This window comes from Castellaniella sp. UC4447_H14, assembly GCF_052978285.1.
The window spans coordinates 1,788,531-1,805,232 of sequence record NZ_CM129666.1 but is presented as its reverse complement, the minus strand read 5'-3'; the positions used below and the strand labels follow the sequence as shown (position 1 = coordinate 1,805,232).

General features: G+C 66.0%; 13 protein-coding genes. 12 read left to right on the top strand and 1 reads right to left on the bottom strand.

Going from position 1 to position 16,702, the window contains the following annotated elements; translation table 11 throughout:
* The first annotated feature begins 12 nt into the window (after positions 1-12).
* Positions 13-1,218, top strand: a complete 1,206-nt coding sequence (locus tag ACVCMJ_RS08625) for a branched-chain amino acid ABC transporter permease (RefSeq protein ID WP_447081013.1) — start codon at positions 13-15, stop codon at positions 1,216-1,218.
* 146 nt (positions 1,219-1,364) lie between these two features.
* On the opposite strand, the gene ACVCMJ_RS08620 is transcribed toward ACVCMJ_RS08625, so the two are convergent.
* A complete protein-coding gene (locus ACVCMJ_RS08620; RefSeq protein WP_447081012.1) occupies positions 1,365-2,717 on the bottom strand; it encodes an ABC transporter substrate-binding protein in 1,353 nt (450 codons plus the stop codon).
* Between the two features lie 396 nt (positions 2,718-3,113).
* Here ACVCMJ_RS08620 and mraZ point away from each other — a divergent pair, with 396 nt between their 5' ends.
* From mraZ to ACVCMJ_RS08565, 11 genes are read left to right on the top strand one after another with little or no spacing between them, the layout of a single operon-like run.
* Positions 3,114-3,542 carry a division/cell wall cluster transcriptional repressor MraZ gene (gene mraZ / locus ACVCMJ_RS08615; protein WP_447081011.1) on the top strand — a complete coding sequence of 143 codons (429 nt, stop codon included), beginning with the start codon at positions 3,114-3,116 and terminating at the stop codon, positions 3,540-3,542.
* An 8-nt stretch (positions 3,543-3,550) separates the two neighbouring features.
* Entirely contained in the window at positions 3,551-4,603 is a 1,053-nt protein-coding gene (rsmH, locus tag ACVCMJ_RS08610; protein WP_447081010.1) for a 16S rRNA (cytosine(1402)-N(4))-methyltransferase RsmH, read from the top strand.
* Positions 4,600-4,902 carry a cell division protein FtsL gene (gene ftsL, locus ACVCMJ_RS08605; RefSeq protein ID WP_447081009.1) on the top strand — a complete coding sequence of 101 codons (303 nt, stop codon included), beginning with the start codon at positions 4,600-4,602 and terminating at the stop codon, positions 4,900-4,902. The genes rsmH and ftsL overlap by 4 nt, the downstream gene beginning before the upstream one ends.
* Positions 4,899-6,635, top strand: a complete 1,737-nt coding sequence (locus ACVCMJ_RS08600; RefSeq protein WP_447081008.1) for a peptidoglycan D,D-transpeptidase FtsI family protein — start codon at positions 4,899-4,901, stop codon at positions 6,633-6,635. The genes ftsL and ACVCMJ_RS08600 overlap by 4 nt, the downstream gene beginning before the upstream one ends.
* Positions 6,632-9,409 (top strand): bifunctional UDP-N-acetylmuramoyl-L-alanyl-D-glutamate--2,6-diaminopimelate ligase MurE/UDP-N-acetylmuramoyl-tripeptide--D-alanyl-D-alanine ligase MurF, encoded by a 2,778-nt coding sequence (gene murF, locus ACVCMJ_RS08595; RefSeq protein ID WP_447081007.1) that lies wholly within the window; start codon positions 6,632-6,634, stop codon positions 9,407-9,409. The genes ACVCMJ_RS08600 and murF overlap by 4 nt, the downstream gene beginning before the upstream one ends.
* Entirely contained in the window at positions 9,399-10,571 is a 1,173-nt protein-coding gene (gene mraY / locus ACVCMJ_RS08590) for a phospho-N-acetylmuramoyl-pentapeptide-transferase (RefSeq protein ID WP_447081006.1), read from the top strand. The genes murF and mraY overlap by 11 nt, the downstream gene beginning before the upstream one ends.
* Complete coding sequence (murD, locus tag ACVCMJ_RS08585) at positions 10,568-12,091, top strand: UDP-N-acetylmuramoyl-L-alanine--D-glutamate ligase (RefSeq protein ID WP_447081005.1); 1,524 nt, start codon at positions 10,568-10,570, stop codon at positions 12,089-12,091. Before mraY ends, murD begins: the two co-directional genes overlap by 4 nt.
* Positions 12,088-13,281 (top strand): putative lipid II flippase FtsW, encoded by a 1,194-nt coding sequence (gene ftsW / locus ACVCMJ_RS08580; RefSeq protein WP_447081004.1) that lies wholly within the window; start codon positions 12,088-12,090, stop codon positions 13,279-13,281. Before murD ends, ftsW begins: the two co-directional genes overlap by 4 nt.
* Positions 13,278-14,351 (top strand): undecaprenyldiphospho-muramoylpentapeptide beta-N-acetylglucosaminyltransferase, encoded by a 1,074-nt coding sequence (gene murG, locus ACVCMJ_RS08575; protein ID WP_447081003.1) that lies wholly within the window; start codon positions 13,278-13,280, stop codon positions 14,349-14,351. The genes ftsW and murG overlap by 4 nt, the downstream gene beginning before the upstream one ends.
* On the top strand, positions 14,348-15,754 hold the full coding sequence (murC, locus tag ACVCMJ_RS08570) for a UDP-N-acetylmuramate--L-alanine ligase (protein WP_447081002.1): 1,407 nt from the start codon (positions 14,348-14,350) through the stop codon (positions 15,752-15,754). The genes murG and murC overlap by 4 nt, the downstream gene beginning before the upstream one ends.
* Positions 15,751-16,701 (top strand): D-alanine--D-alanine ligase, encoded by a 951-nt coding sequence (locus ACVCMJ_RS08565; protein WP_447081001.1) that lies wholly within the window; start codon positions 15,751-15,753, stop codon positions 16,699-16,701. Before murC ends, ACVCMJ_RS08565 begins: the two co-directional genes overlap by 4 nt.
* Position 16,702: the final 1 nt, after the last annotated feature.

Genomic DNA, 16,702 nt, shown 5'->3' with positions numbered 1-16,702 from the left:
AGCTTGATCACCATGGATTCGGCACATGTGCTCAAGGCTTGTTTCCTCCTGATTCCCGCCATATTGCTGGGAGTGCTGGTGTTTTCGAGCTGGCGCTGGCGCGCGCGGCTGCCAGCCGCCGTCGTGCTCGGGCTGGTCCTGGCCTTCGGGATTTCGGCGTGGGTACCGGGGATCATGGACTACCTGGTGTCCTTCTGCATCATGGCCACGATCTATGCGGTGCTTTCATTGGGGCTGAACGCGCAGTGGGGATACAACGGTCATCTGGATTTCGGCATTGCCGGCTTTTTCGCGGTGGGCGCCTTCACCATGGCCCTTTTCGTGACGGCGCCGCCCTCGGGGTTGATGGCGGCGTACGCCCAGCAGTGGTTTGGCCTGAACACCCCCTTCCTGATCGGGATGGCGGCGGCGGGCATCATGTCGGGGGTGGTCGGCTATCTGATTGCCCAGCCCATCCTGCATTTGCGCACGGACTTCCTCGCCATTGCCACGCTGGGGATCGCGGAAATCATCCGGTTGATCTTCCAGAACGAGCGCTGGCTGGCCAACGGGCCGCAGCCTCTGTCGGGCATTCCGCAACCGTTGTCCTGTCTCTCCGATTCGTCGGGGTGTTCCTGGCTGCCCGCCGGCGTCAATCATCTGTTTTCGACGCTGCAGCCGCGGGATTACGGGTACGTGTATCTGGTCGTCGTGACCGTGACCTTGGCGGTCGTCTATGTGGTCCTTGAAGCGCTGGTGCGTTCGCCCTGGGGGCGGGCCCTGCGCGCGGTGCGCGACGAGGAAGCGTCCGCCGCGATGAGCGGCAAGCCCGTCAAATCCTTGCGGGTGCAATCGTTCGTGCTGGGAGCGGTCATCATCGGTGTCGCCGGGGCCCTCTATGCACCGTATATGGTCACGATCGACTACAGCCACTTCAAGCCGCTGTTTGCCACATTCCTGGTGTGGGTCATGCTCATGCTGGGGGGCAGCGGCAATAACAAGGGGGCCATTCTGGGCGCGTTCGTGATCTGGGCGGTATGGAGCGGCACGGGATTCGTCACGGACATGCTGGCTACCGAACTCCAGGGCATTGCGCCTGACCTCGCCTCGCGCATGTCGTTCCTGCGCTGGGCATTTGTGGGCTTGCTGCTCGCGGGCATCGTGCTGTACCGCCCCCAAGGCATCCTGCCCGAGAAGAAGCGCGTATCTCGCTTCCTGAAGGGCGTGCCCGAAGACTGATCACCGCGGCGGCGCGGCCTTGATGGGCGCCGTTGTGCACGCTTGCCGCTCAGTGGAGATGGCCGCTTGATGAAACGGCCATTTCCAATTGTCCGGTGGGGGCCAACGGGTGAGACACGCCCCGCCGGCCGGGCCACCCGTGCGGATCAGGAGGTCGGGATGTCCTTTGCGGGGATCATGTTCACGGTCTTGATCTGGTCGCCCTCGTACTTCCAGATGCTGATGGGCGTGACGACGTCGCCGTTCTTGTCGAAGTCGCACGGACCGGCCACCCCGTTGTAGTTGATCTTCTTGCCGGCTTTCAGGGCCTTCAGCATGTCGGTGACACGGCCCGGGTCTCCGCCGTCGATCATGTCGCCGGGCGGGTTGGAGACCTTGCGCAGTTCATCGCGCAGCATGGTGCCCGTGATTTTCGAGGCGTCCTTCTGGCCGCTGGCCACCACGGCCGCCATGGCGAGGCCCGCGACCAGTCCCGCGTCGTACGAGCAGGTCGTGAATGGCGGGAAGTGGTCGTATTTGAACCTGGCCGTGAAGTTCTTGGCGAAGTCCTTGTAGGACTGCGTGGTCGTGTCTTCGCCCGGCGCCGTTCCGTAGTGGCCGTCCATGTCTTTCTGGCCCACCTGCTTGATGAGGTCGACGCTCGAGTTGCCGTCCACGAATTGCCAGTTGGTGAAACTGAAGGTGTCGCGGGATTCCTTGCAGATGGCGATGGTATGGGCCGGGTAGCTGACGATGATGAGCAGGTCGGGCTTGTCTTTCAGGGCCTGCGACAGCATGGACTTGTAGGTGGGCTGGACTTCCTCGGGGTGCGGAACCTGGGCAAGCACCTTGCCACCCAGTTTCTGGAATGCGGCCGCGAAAGAGTTCGACAGGCCCTGACCGTACGGGTTATTGATGTAGATGGTGGAGACTTTCTCGTATTTGTACTTCGGGTCGATCTTGCCGGCGACCAATTGCGCGGCGACAACGCCTTGCAGCGCATCGGACGCGCAGGTCCGGAACAGCAGGTCGGCCTTGGCGTCGGCCGGCAGGACGCTGATCAGCGGCGAGGTCGCGCCGTTGGCGATCTGCAGTACCCCCGAAGGAATCGTCACTGAGGTCGCCACGGCGACCGTCACACCACTGGACCAGCCGCAGACCACCACCGGTGTGTGCTGCGTGTCGATCATCTGGCGCGCGGCCTGCACGCCGACCGTGGGAAGCGTGGCGCTGTCCACCGTGATGTGGTTGGCGATGATCGGACCGCCGAAGACTTCCTTGGCCGCCGTGTTGATGTGGTTCACGGCGAGCTGCACAGCATCGCGGTAGTACGGACCGAATTCAGCGGCCGAGCCGGTCATCGTGGCCTCCTGGCCCAGATTGATGGCCGGCGGGGTGTCGGCTGCGAAGGCCTGCCGCAGAGGAAGCGCACTGGCGAGTGCAAGGGAACCTCCGGTCGCGCCCACCGAGAGCAGGAACTGGCGGCGGGAGGATGGGGTGTGGGAACGACGATCCGACATGAGAGTGACTCCTTTCTGTTGACTGGCGATGAGGCAGGCAAACGCAAAAAAGGCCCGGATGCTTTCGAGTCTTGCATCCGATACGGATGCACGGGGCAGCGGATGAGCTGCGAAGCCATTACATCGGTTCGCCGTAGGCCTGTCAATCGGGAGTTGGAGCAGGTTTCCGGTGCGGCACCGGCCCCTCCCGCTGGATGCCCAAGTCGTGATAAAGGACTTTGAGTTCGTCCCGCAATGCATTGATTTATCAGACGTTTGTTTTTCATAAAAGCATCCAGGTTGGATGTAAGTGCTTGTTGTCATTGATTAAATCTCAAGAAGACGCTTGACCGGTGTGCAGACATCCCTTAGAGTGGGCGGAAGTAGTTTTTTGTGTGAAGAAGTGGGAGGAACCCCATGTTTCAGGGAAGCAGCGCGCTGACGTTGGATGCCAAGGGCCGGATGTCGATTCCGTCCCGGCATCGCGACGTGCTGCTGGCCACTGAAGAGGGGCGCCTCACCCTTACGCGGCATCCCGACGGGTGCCTGCTGCTGTATCCGCGTTCCATCTGGGAAGCCAAGCGGGAGCAGATTGCCGCCCTGTCCGCCAGCGCGCGCTCGCTGCAGCGGCTGTTGCTGGGAAGCGCTCAGGATGTGGAGATGGACGGCGCCGGCCGCATTCTGGTGTCCCCGGAGCTGCGTGTCGCAGCCGGCCTGGAACGCGAGGTGATGCTGCTGGGCCTGGGGTCGAATTTCGAGCTGTGGGACCGGCCCACGTGGGAGGCGCGCAGCATCGAGGACGTGAACAAGCTTGATGCGTCGATTCTTGAACAGATTTCTTTTTGAGCCCGCCCATGGCGTATTCCCACCGAACCGTCCTGCTGGAACCGGCTATCGACGCATTGTTGAGTCCGGTATTCGGCCGTCGGTCGGCGGGTGATGGGACGTCTCCCCGGTTGACGGGGGTGTTCGTGGATGGGACGTTTGGCCGAGGTGGCCACAGCCGGCTGCTGCTGCAGCGTCTCGCCCCCGAGGCCACGTTGGTGGTGTTCGACAAGGATCCGGAAGCCATTTCGGTGGCGCATGCCTTGCAGGCCGAGGATCCTCGCGTCCGCGTCGTTCATCAAGGATTCGCCACACTGGCGGAACAACTGGATCGCCTGACCATCCCTAAGGTGGATGGGATCTTGCTGGATCTGGGCGTATCTTCCCCGCAGATCGACGATGCCCAGCGGGGGTTTTCTTTCATGCGTGATGGTCCTCTGGACATGCGCATGGACACCAGCCGCGGGCCGACGGCAGCCGAATGGCTGGCCGGCGCCGACGTGGATCAGATCAAGGAGGTCATCGCACATTATGGCGAAGAACGGTTTGCTTTCCAGATTGCAAAGGCGATTGTTGCGGGCCGCGAATCCCGCCCGTTGCGCACCACGGGCGAACTTGCCCAGCTCGTCGCCGGTGTCGTCCGTACGCGCGAAAAGGGTCAACACCCGGCCACCCGCACCTTTCAAGCTATACGGATTTACATCAATGAAGAGCTCGAGGAGCTCGCGTGCGCCCTCCCGGCAGCGCTGACCCGGCTGCGCCAGGGTGGACGCCTGGCGGTCATCAGCTTCCATTCGCTGGAAGACCGCATGGTCAAGCAGTGCCTCGCAGCCGCTGCGCGACCGGGGCAGGCGCAGGCCCGCCTGCCGATTGCCGAAAAGGACATGCCCAAGCCGTATGTGACGCTGCTGGGCAAGCTGCAGGCGGACGACGCCGAAGTCGACGATAACGTCCGTTCGCGTTCCGCTGTGCTGCGCGTGGCGCAGCGTACGGCGGTGCCGCTCACCCTGGCCCACGCCTGCACGTTCGTGCACAGGCCCGGCCAATCAGGTCGGCCCGCGGCGCGCAGGAGGCAGCGATGACGCGCCTCGCCATGCTGCTGACCCTGGCGCTCATGACGTCGGCGATTTCGCTGGTGACGGTGAGATTTCAGACGCGCGAGCTCTTCGTGGCGTCAGAGCGCCTGAAGTCCCAGTCTCATGAATTGGACGTCGATTGGCGGCGGCTGCAGCTGGATCGGGCGGAACTGGCCCGGAATGCGCGCATCGATGCGCTGGCGCGCACGGAGCTGCATCTGGTTCCGGTGACGCAGGGACGCACCATTTATCTCCAAGAGTCCGCTGCGCCCGCGCACCCGGACGCGTCGGGAGGCCGGCCATGAAGCGGTTCGGCTTCCATGAAAGTCCGGTGCTGTCTTCCAAGCCATCCTTCTGGCGGGCCCGGCTGGTTCTCATTGTGCTGGCGCTGGCGTTTGTCGCGGTGGTGGCGAAGGCGCTCAGCGTCCAGATCTTTTCCAACGAATTCCTGCAACGCCAGGGCGAACGCCGCTACGAGCGCACGCTGGTTCTGCCGGCCACGCGCGGCAAGATCTTCGACCGCAGCGGCTCGGTCGTGCTGGCCTCCAGTGTGCCGGCCAAAGCCATCTGGGTGATCCCCGAGGATTTCCACAAGGCAACACCTGCCCAGATTGCCACGCTGGCGAAGCTTTTGGGGGTGGATGCGCGCGACATCGAGCAGCGCACCCAGGACGAGGACAAGAATTTCGTCTACCTGCAGCGCCAGGTCCCGCTCAATGTGGCCGAGCAGATTCGTCAGCTGAAGATTCCGGGGGTGCAGCAGCTCACGGAATCGCGCCGCATCTATCCGGAAGGCGAAGTCATGGCGCACGTCATCGGCTTCACCAATATCGAGGATCGCGGAATCGAGGGCATTGAACTGGCCTTCAACGATCGCCTGTCGGGGCAGCCGGGGTCCCGGCGCGTGATCAAGGACCGGCTGGGGCGGGTGGTGGAGGACGTACAGGCGGCGGTGCCGGCGGTCGATGGCCAGAATCTGCAGCTTTCCATCGATGCCGGCATCCAGTTCGATACGTATACCGCGCTGAAGGCCGCCATCGACGAACATCAGGCCAAGGGCGGCGCCGCGATCGTGGTGGACACGCGTACGGGCGAAGTGCTCGCCATGGTGAACCTGCCATCCTATGACCCCAATGACATGGCCCAGCGGACCGGCCCGGCACTGCGCAACCGGGTGATGACCGACACGTTCGAACCCGGCTCCATCATGAAGCCGTTCACTGCGTCGCTGGCGCTCGACGAAGGCAAGATCACCACGAAGACGCTCTTCGACACCGGAAACGGCCGCTATCGCTATCAGGGGGCCCTCATTTCCGATGTGGGCCACTTCGGGACGCTGGACGTCGGCGGGATCATTCAGCATTCGAGCAACGTGGGCATGACCATGATTTCGGAGCTGCTCTCGTCCCGCGATATGTGGACCAAGTTTTCGCAGCTCGGGTTCGGCCGGGTGCCGCAGACCGATTTTCCCGGGATGGCGGCGGGGCGGCTGCGCCCCTGGCAACGCTGGCGCGCCATCGAGCGCGCCACCATGGCGTACGGCTACGGTCTGTCCGTCTCACTGATCCAGATCGCTCATGCCTATACGGCGTTTGCACGCGATGGTGACATGGTGTCTCTGTCGCTGCTGCGCCGCGATGGCAAGCCGACGAGCACACAGGTCTATTCCCCGCGCGTCACGAGTCTCATGCGATCCTTTCTGGAAGCCGCGGCGGGTCCCGATGGCGCCAAGCTGGCGCAGGTTCAAGGCTATCGGGTGGCCGGCAAGAGCGGCACGGCGCGCAAGATCGTCGACGGCCAGTACAGCAAGACCAAATATCGGGGTTCGTTCGTCGGCTTCGCGCCTGTTTCAAATCCTCGCATTGTGGTGGCCGTTTCCATCGATGAACCCAGTACGGGGGGGTATTATGGCGGCCGCGTAGCCGCACCCGTGTTTTCCGATATTGTTTCGAGCACCCTGCGCCGTCTTGGGGTGCGGCCGGATGCCCCTGTGGATTCGCTGGTGGCCGTGGCGGATCAGGGGGGACACGCACGATGACTATCCTCGACATCATGACCTGGCTGGACGAGCGGGTCGAACGGCACGCCGACCTCTGCCTGGATTCGCGCCAGGTCCGCCCCGGAGACGTATTTTTTGCCTGTCCCGGCATAGCGGCCGATGGCCGCGCCTATATGGCGGCGGCCATCGCCGCAGGCGCGGCTGCTCTCGTGGTCGCGGCAGGCGGAGACCAGCCGGTGCCCGATCAGGTGCCGGTGCTGATCGTGCCGGACCTGCCCGCTTCGCTCGGGGAGATTGCCCATCTCTGGTACGGGCGGCCTTCCGATGCGCTGACGGTGATGGCGGTCACCGGCACCAATGGCAAGACCTCCACGGTTCGATGGATCGCAGACGCGCTCAATTCCGAGGACATGCCGTGCGGGACGGTCGGTACCCTCGGGGTGACGCTTCCGGACGGCCGCAATCTGGGCGGTGTGCTGACCACTCCCGATGTGCTGACCCTCCATCGCAGCCTGGCAGCCATCGTCCGGGCAGGCGGTGTGGCGGCAGCCATAGAAGCGTCATCCATTGGACTGGAACAAGGGCGCCTCGATGGCGTGCGGATCCAGGTCGCCGGGTTCACCAATCTGACGCGTGATCATCTCGATTATCACGGTACCCTGGAACACTACAAGCAGGCCAAGTTCCTGCTCTTTGCCCGCTCCGGGATGCGCGGCGCCGTCATCAACGCCGACGATGCGGCTGGCGCCGAATTGCTTGCGGGCCGTGCGCCGTCCGGGCACCGGGTGGGCTACAGCCTGAAGGCTTCAGCGGCGGAGCCGTTTCGCGCGGAGGATCTGCAGCACGGCGCGGACGGCCTGGTCTTCAGGCTCGTCACTCCCGATGGCAGTGCTCAGATCGTGACGCACCTGGTGGGCGAACACAACGTCTCCAACCTGCTGCTGGTGGCCGGCGTGCTACGCGAACTGGGGTGGGGGCTGAGCCGGATGGCGCGCGCCCTGGCCGTGCTGCATCCGGTGCCGGGGCGCCTGCAAGCCGTGGCGGGACTGGCCGGCAACCGCCTCCAGCCTCTGGTGGTGGTGGACTATGCGCACACGCCGGATGCCCTGGAACGGGTGCTGGCGGCTCTGCAGCCGGTAGCCCGGGAGCGCGGCGGCCGGCTGGTGTGCGTGTTCGGTTGCGGAGGCGACCGCGATACGGGCAAGCGGCCGCTCATGGGCGCGGCGGCCGCGCGATTGGCCGACGCAGTGGTCGTCACTACCGACAATCCCCGCACCGAGCCGCCGGAAGCCATCATCGAGGCCATCGTGGCCGGCATGCCGCAGCGTCCGCAGGTCGAAGTCGATCGCGCCTGCGCGATCCTGGGTGCCATCTGGCGGGCCGGCGAACGCGATGTGGTGCTGCTGGCGGGCAAGGGGCATGAGACCTACCAGGAGGTCCACCATGTGCGCAGTCCCTTTGACGACCGCGAGTGGGCGCGCCTCGCACTGACCTGGCAATCGGGGGCCCGGCTGTCCACGGATACCCGCAACCTGAGGCCGGGAGATCTATTCCTGGCGCTGCGGGGCGAACGGTTCGACGGACATGATTACCTGGGCGCGGCGGAACAGGCCGGCGCGCGCGCGGCTGTTGTGGCGCACCCGGTGGCCGACGGCACGCTGTCGCAGATCGTGCTGGGCGATACCCGGCATGCGCTCCAGCGCATTGCCACGGTCTGGCGCAGCGTTCATGCACTCCCGGTCATTGCCGTCACCGGCAGCAATGGCAAGACCACCACCAAGGAAATGATCAGTGCCATCCTCGCCGCCTGGCTTGGCGAAGAGGGGCGCCTGGCGACCCGCGGCAATTTCAACAACGAGATCGGCGTCCCGCTGTCCGTTCTGCGGCTGGGTCCTTCGCATCGGGCGGCCGTGCTGGAACTCGGCATGAATCACCCGGGCGAGATTGCCGTGCTGGCCGCGATTGCTCAGCCCACGGTGGCCTTGATCAACAACGCCCAGCGCGAACATCAGGAGTTCATGGCCAGTGTCGAGGCGGTGGCTCGTGAGAACGGATCGGTCATCGACTCCCTGCCGGCCGATGGCGTGGCGGTTTTTCCGGCCGACGACGCATACTCGAACGTGTGGCGCGAGCTTGCGGGTGATCGTAGGGTGCGCTGCTTTGGCTTCTCGGCGCAAGCCGACGTCCGTGCCTCGCAGGTACACGCCGGCACTGAGCTGACGGAGTTTCGGCTGCACGTCGGGCACGAAGCCGTCCAGGTCGCGCTGCACGCGCCCGGGCGGCACAATTTGCACAATGCGCTGGCGGCGGCGGCTTGCGCCTGGGTGGCTGGCGCGCCGGCGGCCGCCATCGCCGCCGGTCTGGCCCGCTTCGTCCCGGTGGGCGGCCGCATGCAGCCCCGGCTTCTGGCGGACGGGTTCCAGCTCATCGACGATACCTACAATGCCAACCCGGACTCGGTGCGGGCCGCGATCGATGTGCTGGCGAACCTGGACGGTCGCCGGGTGCTGGTGCTGGGCGATATGGGCGAAGTCGGCGACCAGGGGCCTTCCATGCATGAGGAGGTCGGCGCCTATGCGCGACAACGGGGCGTGGACGCCGTGCTGACGCTGGGCGTCGCATCACGCGCCACGGCTCGGGCCTTCGGAGCGGGCGGCCAGGCGTTCGATACATTGGATGCGCTGCTTCCGGCCGTCTTGTCCTCGCGTCCGGGCCACATTCTGGTGAAGGGCTCGCGCAGCATGCACATGGAGCGCGTGGTGCAGGCGCTGCTGGCGGGCGCACCCATCAGCGAGGACAACCATGCTGCTTGAACTCGCCCGCTGGCTGTCCGACGAACATTTCCGCGCCTTCGGGGTAGTCGAGTACATCACATTCCGCGCCTTGCTGGCTTGCGCAACGGCTCTGGCGATCGGGTTGCTGGCCGGCCCCTGGCTGATCCGCCGCCTGACCGAATTGAAGATCGGCCAGGCCGTGCGCAGCTACGGCCCGCAGTCCCATCTGCAGAAGAACGGCACCCCGACCATGGGCGGCGCCCTGATCCTGATTGCCATCGGCATCAGCACCCTCTTGTGGGCGGACTGGACCAACCGTTTCGTGTGGGTCGTGCTGCTGGTGACGTTCGGCTTTGGCTGGATCGGCTGGGCCGACGATTACCGCAAGGTCGTGCACCACGATCCGGAGGGCATGCCGGCCCGCCAGAAATTCTTCTGGCAGGCGCTGATCGGCGCCGTCGCGGCCGTGTATCTGAGCTTTGCCGTGGCCGCCCCGGCCAATGCCGACCTGTGGCCGCTGTTCCGGGACTGGGTCTTGAGCGGCTTCACCATGCCGCTGCCGACGCGCGCCGACCTCATCGTGCCGTTCTTCAAGACCGTGAGTTACCCGCTGGGCGTCTTCGGCTTCGTGATCCTGACCTGGCTGGTGATCGTGGGCGCCAGCAACGCCGTCAATCTGACCGACGGCCTGGACGGGCTGGCCATCATGCCCACCGTCATGGTGGGATCCGCGCTGGGGATTTTCGCCTACGTCGTGGGGCGCGTGGACTATTCGCGCTACCTGCTGTTCCCGTACATTCCCGGAGCGTCGGAGCTGATGGTGCTGTGTGCGGCGCTGGCGGGCGCCGGACTGGCGTTTCTGTGGTTCAACACGTATCCGGCACAGGTGTTCATGGGCGACGTGGGCGCGCTGGCGCTGGGTGGCGCGCTGGGGACGATCGCCGTGATCGTGCGCCAGGAGATCGTGCTTTTCATCATGGGCGGGGTGTTCGTGGTCGAGACGCTGTCGGTCATGATTCAGGTCTCGTGGTTCAAATACACCAAGAAGCGCTATGGCGAGGGCCGGCGCGTCTTTCGCATGGCGCCGCTGCACCACCATTTCGAAGTGGGCGGCTGGAAGGAGACGCAGGTGGTGGTCCGCTTCTGGATCCTCACCATGATGCTGGTCCTCATCGGCCTGTCGAGCCTGAAGCTGCGATGAACGAGCGATATTCATTCCCCTCCGTGCGCCGCGATGGCCTGACCCTGATCCTGGGGTTGGGAGAGACGGGCGTGGCTGCGGCGCGCTGGTGCGCGGCGCAGGGGGCCTCGCTGCGCGTGCTCGACACCCGTGCCCAGCCCGCCGGCCTGGAGGCCTTGCAGGCGGCGCAGATTGCCGCTGACCTGCGCCTGGGACCGGATGCGTGGGGCGGCGACGCTTTGGCTGGCGTCCATACCGTGGTGATCAGCCCCGGGCTGAATCCGGGCCATGCGCCGGTGTCGGATCTGCTGGCGGCCGCGCGCGGGCTCGGGGTCGAGATCCTCGGGGAGGTCGAGCTCTTTGCACGTGCGCTGTCGGATCTGCGCTCCCAGGGCTATGCGCCGCTTCTGGCGGCGGTGACCGGCACCAATGGCAAGACCACGGTGACTTCCTTGACCCGGCATCTGGCCGAGGCGTGCGGACGCCCGGTGCGGGCCGCCGGCAATATCGGCCCGGCCGCCTTGAGCAGCCTGCGGGATGCCCTGGAACGGGACGATCTGCCCGAGATCTGGGTCCTGGAATTGTCCAGCTTCCAACTGGAATCCACCACGTCTCTGGCCCCCGATGTCGCTGTCGTGCTGAACCTGACGCAGGATCATCTGGACTGGCATGGCAGCATGCAGGCCTACGCGGCTGCCAAGGCGCGCCTGCTGAAGATGGCCCGTGTGTCGGTGATCAACCGGGACGATGCGTGGGTGCGGGCCATGGTGGACGATGCAAGCGCCGGCGAGGTCCGCGGCTTCGGGAGCGATGCGCCCGTGTTCGCCGGCGATCTGGGGCTGCTCGTGCGGCAGGGCCTGACCTGGCTGGCGCAGGCTCAGCCGGCGGAATCGGAGGCGCCATCGCCGCGCGCCCGCAGGAAGCCGGCGGATCCCGTGCGCCGTGAACCCGGCCGCGTCCAGGTGCTGATGCCGGCCGATGCGCTGCAGATTCGCGGGCGGCACAATGCGCTCAACGCGCTGGCGGCCCTGTCGCTGGGGGCCGTGCTCGGCCTGCCCTGGGCGCCCATGCTGCATGCGCTGCGCGAGTATCGCGGCGAAGCGCACCGGACCGAGCTTGTCCGCACGGTGGCCGGCGTGGATTTCATCGACGACAGCAAGGGCACCAATGTCGGTGCGACGCTGGCCGCGCTGCAAGGTCAGGGCCGCCCCGTGGTGCTGATCGCGGGCGGTCTGGGGAAGGGGCAGGATTTTTCGCCCCTGGCGCCAGCGGTTCGCGATCATGCGCGTGCGGTGCTGCTGATCGGCCAGGACGGCCCGGCCATTGGTGAAGCGCTGGCCGATTGCGGCGTGTCGCTGGAGTCCTGCCAAACGCTGGAGCAGGCTGTCGTACGGGGCATGGCGCTCGCCCAGCCAGGGGACGCGGTGATGCTGTCGCCCGCTTGCGCCAGCATGGACATGTTCCGCAACTATGCCCATCGGAGTGCCTGCTTCGTGGCGGCCGTACGCGAGTTGGCCATCGAACGCGGGGAGGTCGCATGAGCATGCTTGGCGGCCTCACGTCCAGCCTCAACACCGTGCGTCCCGGGCGCACCACCATGCCCAGCGTGGACGTGGGCGTCCTCATTGCAGTGACGGCTCTGGTGCTGTTCGGATTGCTGATGGTGTATTCGGCGTCCATCGCCCTGGCCGACGGGCCCCGCTATGAAAGCTATGGCCGCTTCTATTTCGTCGGCCGCCACGCCGTCTTCATTCTGGTGGGCCTGGTCGCAGCCCTTTTCACGGCCAGCGTGCCCATGAAGGTCTGGCAAAAGGTGGCGCTGCCGCTGTTTGCCGTGGCGCTGTTGATGCTGATGGTGGTTCTGGTGCCGGGGATCGGCCGCGAAGTCAACGGCGCCCGCCGATGGATTCCGCTGGGGCCGCTGAACTTCCAGCCGTCGGAATTCATGAAGCTGGTGGTGCTGCTGTACGCGGCCGACTACGTCGTGCGCAAGCAAGCTCACTTGCAAGGTTTCCTGCGCGGTTTCCTGCCGATGGCGATGGCCCTGGCGCTGGTCGGACTGCTGCTGCTGATGGAGCCGGATCTGGGCGCCTTTATCGTCATTGGCGCGGTCGCCGTGGGCATCCTGTTCATCGGCGGCATCAATCTGAAGCTGTTCACCACACTGTTGGGCATCGTGATGAGCAGTTTCCTGTTGCTGATCTGGGCCTCGCCCTGGCGCCGCGAGCGAATTTTCGTGTATCTGGATCCCTGGAATCCGGACAACGCCTATGGCAGCGCCTATCAGCTTTCGCACTCGCTGATCGCGCTGGGGCGCGGCGGCTGGTTTGGCGTCGGGCTGGGAGCCAGCGTGGAGAAACTGCACTATCTGCCGGAAGCCCACACTGACTTCATCGTGGCGGTGATCGGCGAGGAGCTGGGTTTCGTCGGGGTGCTGTGTCTGCTGGCCGTATTTGCCTACATGGTGGTGCGCGGGTTCGAGATCGCGCGCCAGGCCATGGTGCTGGAGCGCGTCTTCGATGGTCTGGTGGCCCAGGGCGTAGCGCTCTGGTTCAGTGTGCAGGCCTTCATCAACGTGGGAGTCTGCCTGGGCCTGCTGCCCACCAAGGGCCTCACGCTGCCGCTGGTCAGCTACGGCGGTTCGGGCATCGTCATGAATCTCGTGGCGGTGGCCATGCTGCTGCGCGTGGATTATGAAACCCGTTGCATGATGAGGGGGAAGCGGCGATGACGCGGCGCACTATCCTTGTCATGGCGGGCGGCACGGGCGGGCACATCATGCCGGGGCTGGCCGTGGCTGAGGTCCTGCGGGATCTGGGCTGGCGGATCCTGTGGCTGGGGAACCCCGAGCGGATGGAAGGCCGGCTGGTGCCGGCGCATGGCATCGAGCTGCTGCCGCTGCATTTTGGCGGCGTTCGCGGCAAGGGCGTGCTGACCCTGCTGAAACTGCCCTGCACGCTGGCGGCGGCCTGCGCGCATGTACGCGCACTGCTCAAGCGCCAGCGCCCCGATGTCGTGCTGGGGATGGGCGGCTATGTAGCCTTCCCGGGCGGCGTGATGGCGCGGTGGCTCGGCATCCCGCTCGTGGTGCATGAACAGAACGCGGTGGCCGGGACCGCCAACCGCTGGCTGGCCCGCCTGGCCGCTCGCGTGCTGGAAGGTTTTCCCGGTGCGCTGCCGGGTGCGGAAATGGTGGGCAATCCGGTGCGCGCCGCGCTTGCCGGCGTGCCGCCTCCTGCCCAGCGTTATGCCGATCGTACCGGGCCCCTGCGCCTGCTGGTGCTGGGCGGCAGCCTGGGGGCCGGCCGGCTGAACGAGCTGGTGCCCGAGGCGTTGGCGCGGCTGCCGGAGGAATTGAGGCCGCAAGTGCTGCACCAGGCGGGTCAGCACCACGCCGAAGCGGTCCGGCAAACGTACGACCGCCTGTCCGTGTCTTCGGAGGTGGCTGCTTTCATCGACGATATGGCTCTGGCCTTGTCGGAGGCCGATCTGGTGATTTGCCGGGCGGGTGCCATGACGGTGGCTGAGGTCGCGGCCGTCGGTGTGGCCGCCCTGTTCATCCCGCTGCCGCATGCCATCGACGACCACCAGACGGCCAACGCGCGCTATCTGTCGGAAGACGGCGCAGGCTGGATGATGCGGCAGGCTGATCTCGATGCAGCCACGCTGGCTGCGTGGCTCCTGGCGCGCCAGCGCGCCGAGCTCGCGCGGGTAGCCGGCCGCGCCCACGAACATGCCCGTCTGGATGCCGCCAGGCTCATTGCCGAAGCGTGCATCCATACCCAGGAGAAATCGGCGTGAAGCACAGGATTCATCATATTCATTTCGTCGGCATCGGCGGTTCGGGAATGAGCGGCATTGCCGAGGTACTGCTCAACCAGGGCTACGTCGTCAGCGGGTCGGATATCCAGGAAACGCCGGTGACCCAGCGCCTGGCATCGCTGGGTGCGCGCATCATGATCGGCCACGCGGCCGAGCACATTGCGGGCGCAGGGGCCATCGTCACGTCCAGCGCGATCCATTCCGACAATCCCGAGCTTTTGGCGGCGCGTGCCGGCCGCGTACCTGTGGTGCCCCGTGCGCTGATGCTGGCCGAACTGATGCGCCTGAAGCTCGGCATCGCGGTCGCCGGGACCCACGGCAAGACCACCACCACGAGCCTGGTGGCCAGCGTGCTGGCCGCGGGCGGCCTGGATCCCACCTTCGTGATCGGCGGCCGGCTGAACGCCGCGGACGCCAACGCGCGGCTGGGCCAGGGCGACTACATCGTCGTCGAGGCGGACGAGTCCGACGCATCTTTCCTCAATCTGCTCCCCGTCACGGCCATCATTACCAATATCGACCTGGACCACATGGACACCTACGGGCACGACGTGGCGCGCCTGAAGAGCGCCTTCGTCGAGTTCACGCATCGGCTGCCGTTCTACGGCACCGCCGTCCTGTGCGTGGACGATCCCAACGTGCGCGAGATCGTCCCGTTCGTGTCGCGCTCCGTCACCACCTACGGTATCGACACGCCGGCCCAGGTCCGTGCGCATGACATCCGCACCGAGGGGACCGCGATGCGTTTCGTGGCCGAGCGCGAGGGCACCGATGGCAGGCTGCCCCCGTTGGCCGTCAGACTCAATCTGCCCGGCCGCCACAATGTCCTCAATGCGCTTGCGAGCATCGCCGTGGCCACCGAACTGGGGGTGCCGGACGAGGCAATCCTGGCGGCCCTGACCCAGTTCCGCGGCGTGGGCCGGCGCTTCACCCAGGTGGGGTCCTTCCCCGTGCCCGCCGCGCAGGGTGGCGGGACTTTTACCGTTGTGGACGACTATGGCCATCATCCGGTGGAAATGGCGGCCACCCTCGCGGCAGCGCGGGGTGCGTGGCCCGATCGCCGGATCGTGCTCGCGTTCCAGCCGCATCGCTACACCCGGACCAGGGATTGCTTCGAGGACTTCGTGCGCGTGCTGAGCTCGGCGGATGCCGTGCTGCTCACCGAGGTCTATGCGGCCGGCGAGCCGCCACTGGTGGCCGCCGACGGCCGGTCGCTCGCGCGCGGCCTGCGGGTGGCCGGCAAGGTCGAGCCGGTCTTCGTCGAAGACGTGACCGATATGGCGGCCGCGATTCGCGAATTCGTGCGTGACGGGGACGTGGTCCTGATCATGGGGGCCGGGTCCATCAGCCGGGTGCCCGTCCAGCTCGGGGGGGCGCTATGAAGCCGTCCTTTGGTCGTGTGGGTGTCCTGTACGGCGGTACCTCGGCGGAGCGGGAGGTCTCGCTGATGTCGGGCGCTGGAGTCTGCGAGGCTTTACGCGCGGAAGGCGTGGACGCCCATCTGTTCGATACCGGAATCCGCAGCCTGGCGGATCTGGCGGGCGAACAATTCGACAGAGTGTTCATTGCGCTGCATGGACGCTATGGCGAAGACGGCACCATCCAGGGCGCGTTGGAGCTGCTGAACATCCCCTATACCGGCAGCGGTCCGCTGGCCTCGTGCCTGGCGATGGACAAGATCGCCACCAAGCGCCTTTGGCTGCAGCATGGCCTTCCCACGCCGCGCTTTGCAACGCTGGATTGCGATGCCGATCCGCGCGGGCTGATCGACGAGCTGGGCTTGCCGCTGATCATCAAGCCGCCGCACGAGGGCTCGACGCTGGGCGTGACGCGCGTGGACGCACCGGAACAACTGGTACCCGCGCACGCGCTGGCGTGCCGCTTCGATGATCAGGTGCTGGCGGAACAGTTCGTCGTGGGGCGCGAGCTGACCGTGCCTGTCCTGGGGACGGGCGCCGGCGCACGCGCGCTGCCCGTGATCGAGATCGTCGCGCCTCAGGGCAACTACGACTACGAGCATAAGTACGTGTCGAACGAGACCCAATATCACTGCCCGGCGGATCTGGATCCGGCGCTGGCCCGGCACGTACAGATGCTCTCCGAGCAGGCCTATCGCGTATTGGGCTGCGAGGGGTGGGGGCGCGCCGACCTCATGCTGGACGCGCAGGATCGCCCCTGGCTGCTGGAAATGAATACTTCGCCCGGCATGACCGGGCATTCGCTGGTGCCCATGGGCGCCAAGGCCGCAGGCATGAGCTACAGCCGCCTGTGTGTGGAAATTCTGGCCACGGCGCGCTGCAAGGTGCGCGCCCCGGCCGGGGCGCATTGAA

What these genes read in the sequence shown, in the direction of transcription:
- ACVCMJ_RS08625 (WP_447081013.1), top strand. Translation starts at nt 13, where the DNA reads ATGGATTCGGCACATGTGCTCAAGGCTTGTTTCCTCCTGATTCCCGCC.
- ACVCMJ_RS08620 (WP_447081012.1), bottom strand. Translation starts at nt 2,717, where the DNA reads ATGTCGGATCGTCGTTCCCACACCCCATCCTCCCGCCGCCAGTTCCTG.
- mraZ (WP_447081011.1), top strand. Translation starts at nt 3,114, where the DNA reads ATGTTTCAGGGAAGCAGCGCGCTGACGTTGGATGCCAAGGGCCGGATG.
- rsmH (WP_447081010.1), top strand. Translation starts at nt 3,551, where the DNA reads ATGGCGTATTCCCACCGAACCGTCCTGCTGGAACCGGCTATCGACGCA.
- ftsL (WP_447081009.1), top strand. Translation starts at nt 4,600, where the DNA reads ATGACGCGCCTCGCCATGCTGCTGACCCTGGCGCTCATGACGTCGGCG.
- ACVCMJ_RS08600 (WP_447081008.1), top strand. Translation starts at nt 4,899, where the DNA reads ATGAAGCGGTTCGGCTTCCATGAAAGTCCGGTGCTGTCTTCCAAGCCA.
- murF (WP_447081007.1), top strand. Translation starts at nt 6,632, where the DNA reads ATGACTATCCTCGACATCATGACCTGGCTGGACGAGCGGGTCGAACGG.
- mraY (WP_447081006.1), top strand. Translation starts at nt 9,399, where the DNA reads ATGCTGCTTGAACTCGCCCGCTGGCTGTCCGACGAACATTTCCGCGCC.
- murD (WP_447081005.1), top strand. Translation starts at nt 10,568, where the DNA reads ATGAACGAGCGATATTCATTCCCCTCCGTGCGCCGCGATGGCCTGACC.
- ftsW (WP_447081004.1), top strand. Translation starts at nt 12,088, where the DNA reads ATGAGCATGCTTGGCGGCCTCACGTCCAGCCTCAACACCGTGCGTCCC.
- murG (WP_447081003.1), top strand. Translation starts at nt 13,278, where the DNA reads ATGACGCGGCGCACTATCCTTGTCATGGCGGGCGGCACGGGCGGGCAC.
- ACVCMJ_RS08565 (WP_447081001.1), top strand. Translation starts at nt 15,751, where the DNA reads ATGAAGCCGTCCTTTGGTCGTGTGGGTGTCCTGTACGGCGGTACCTCG.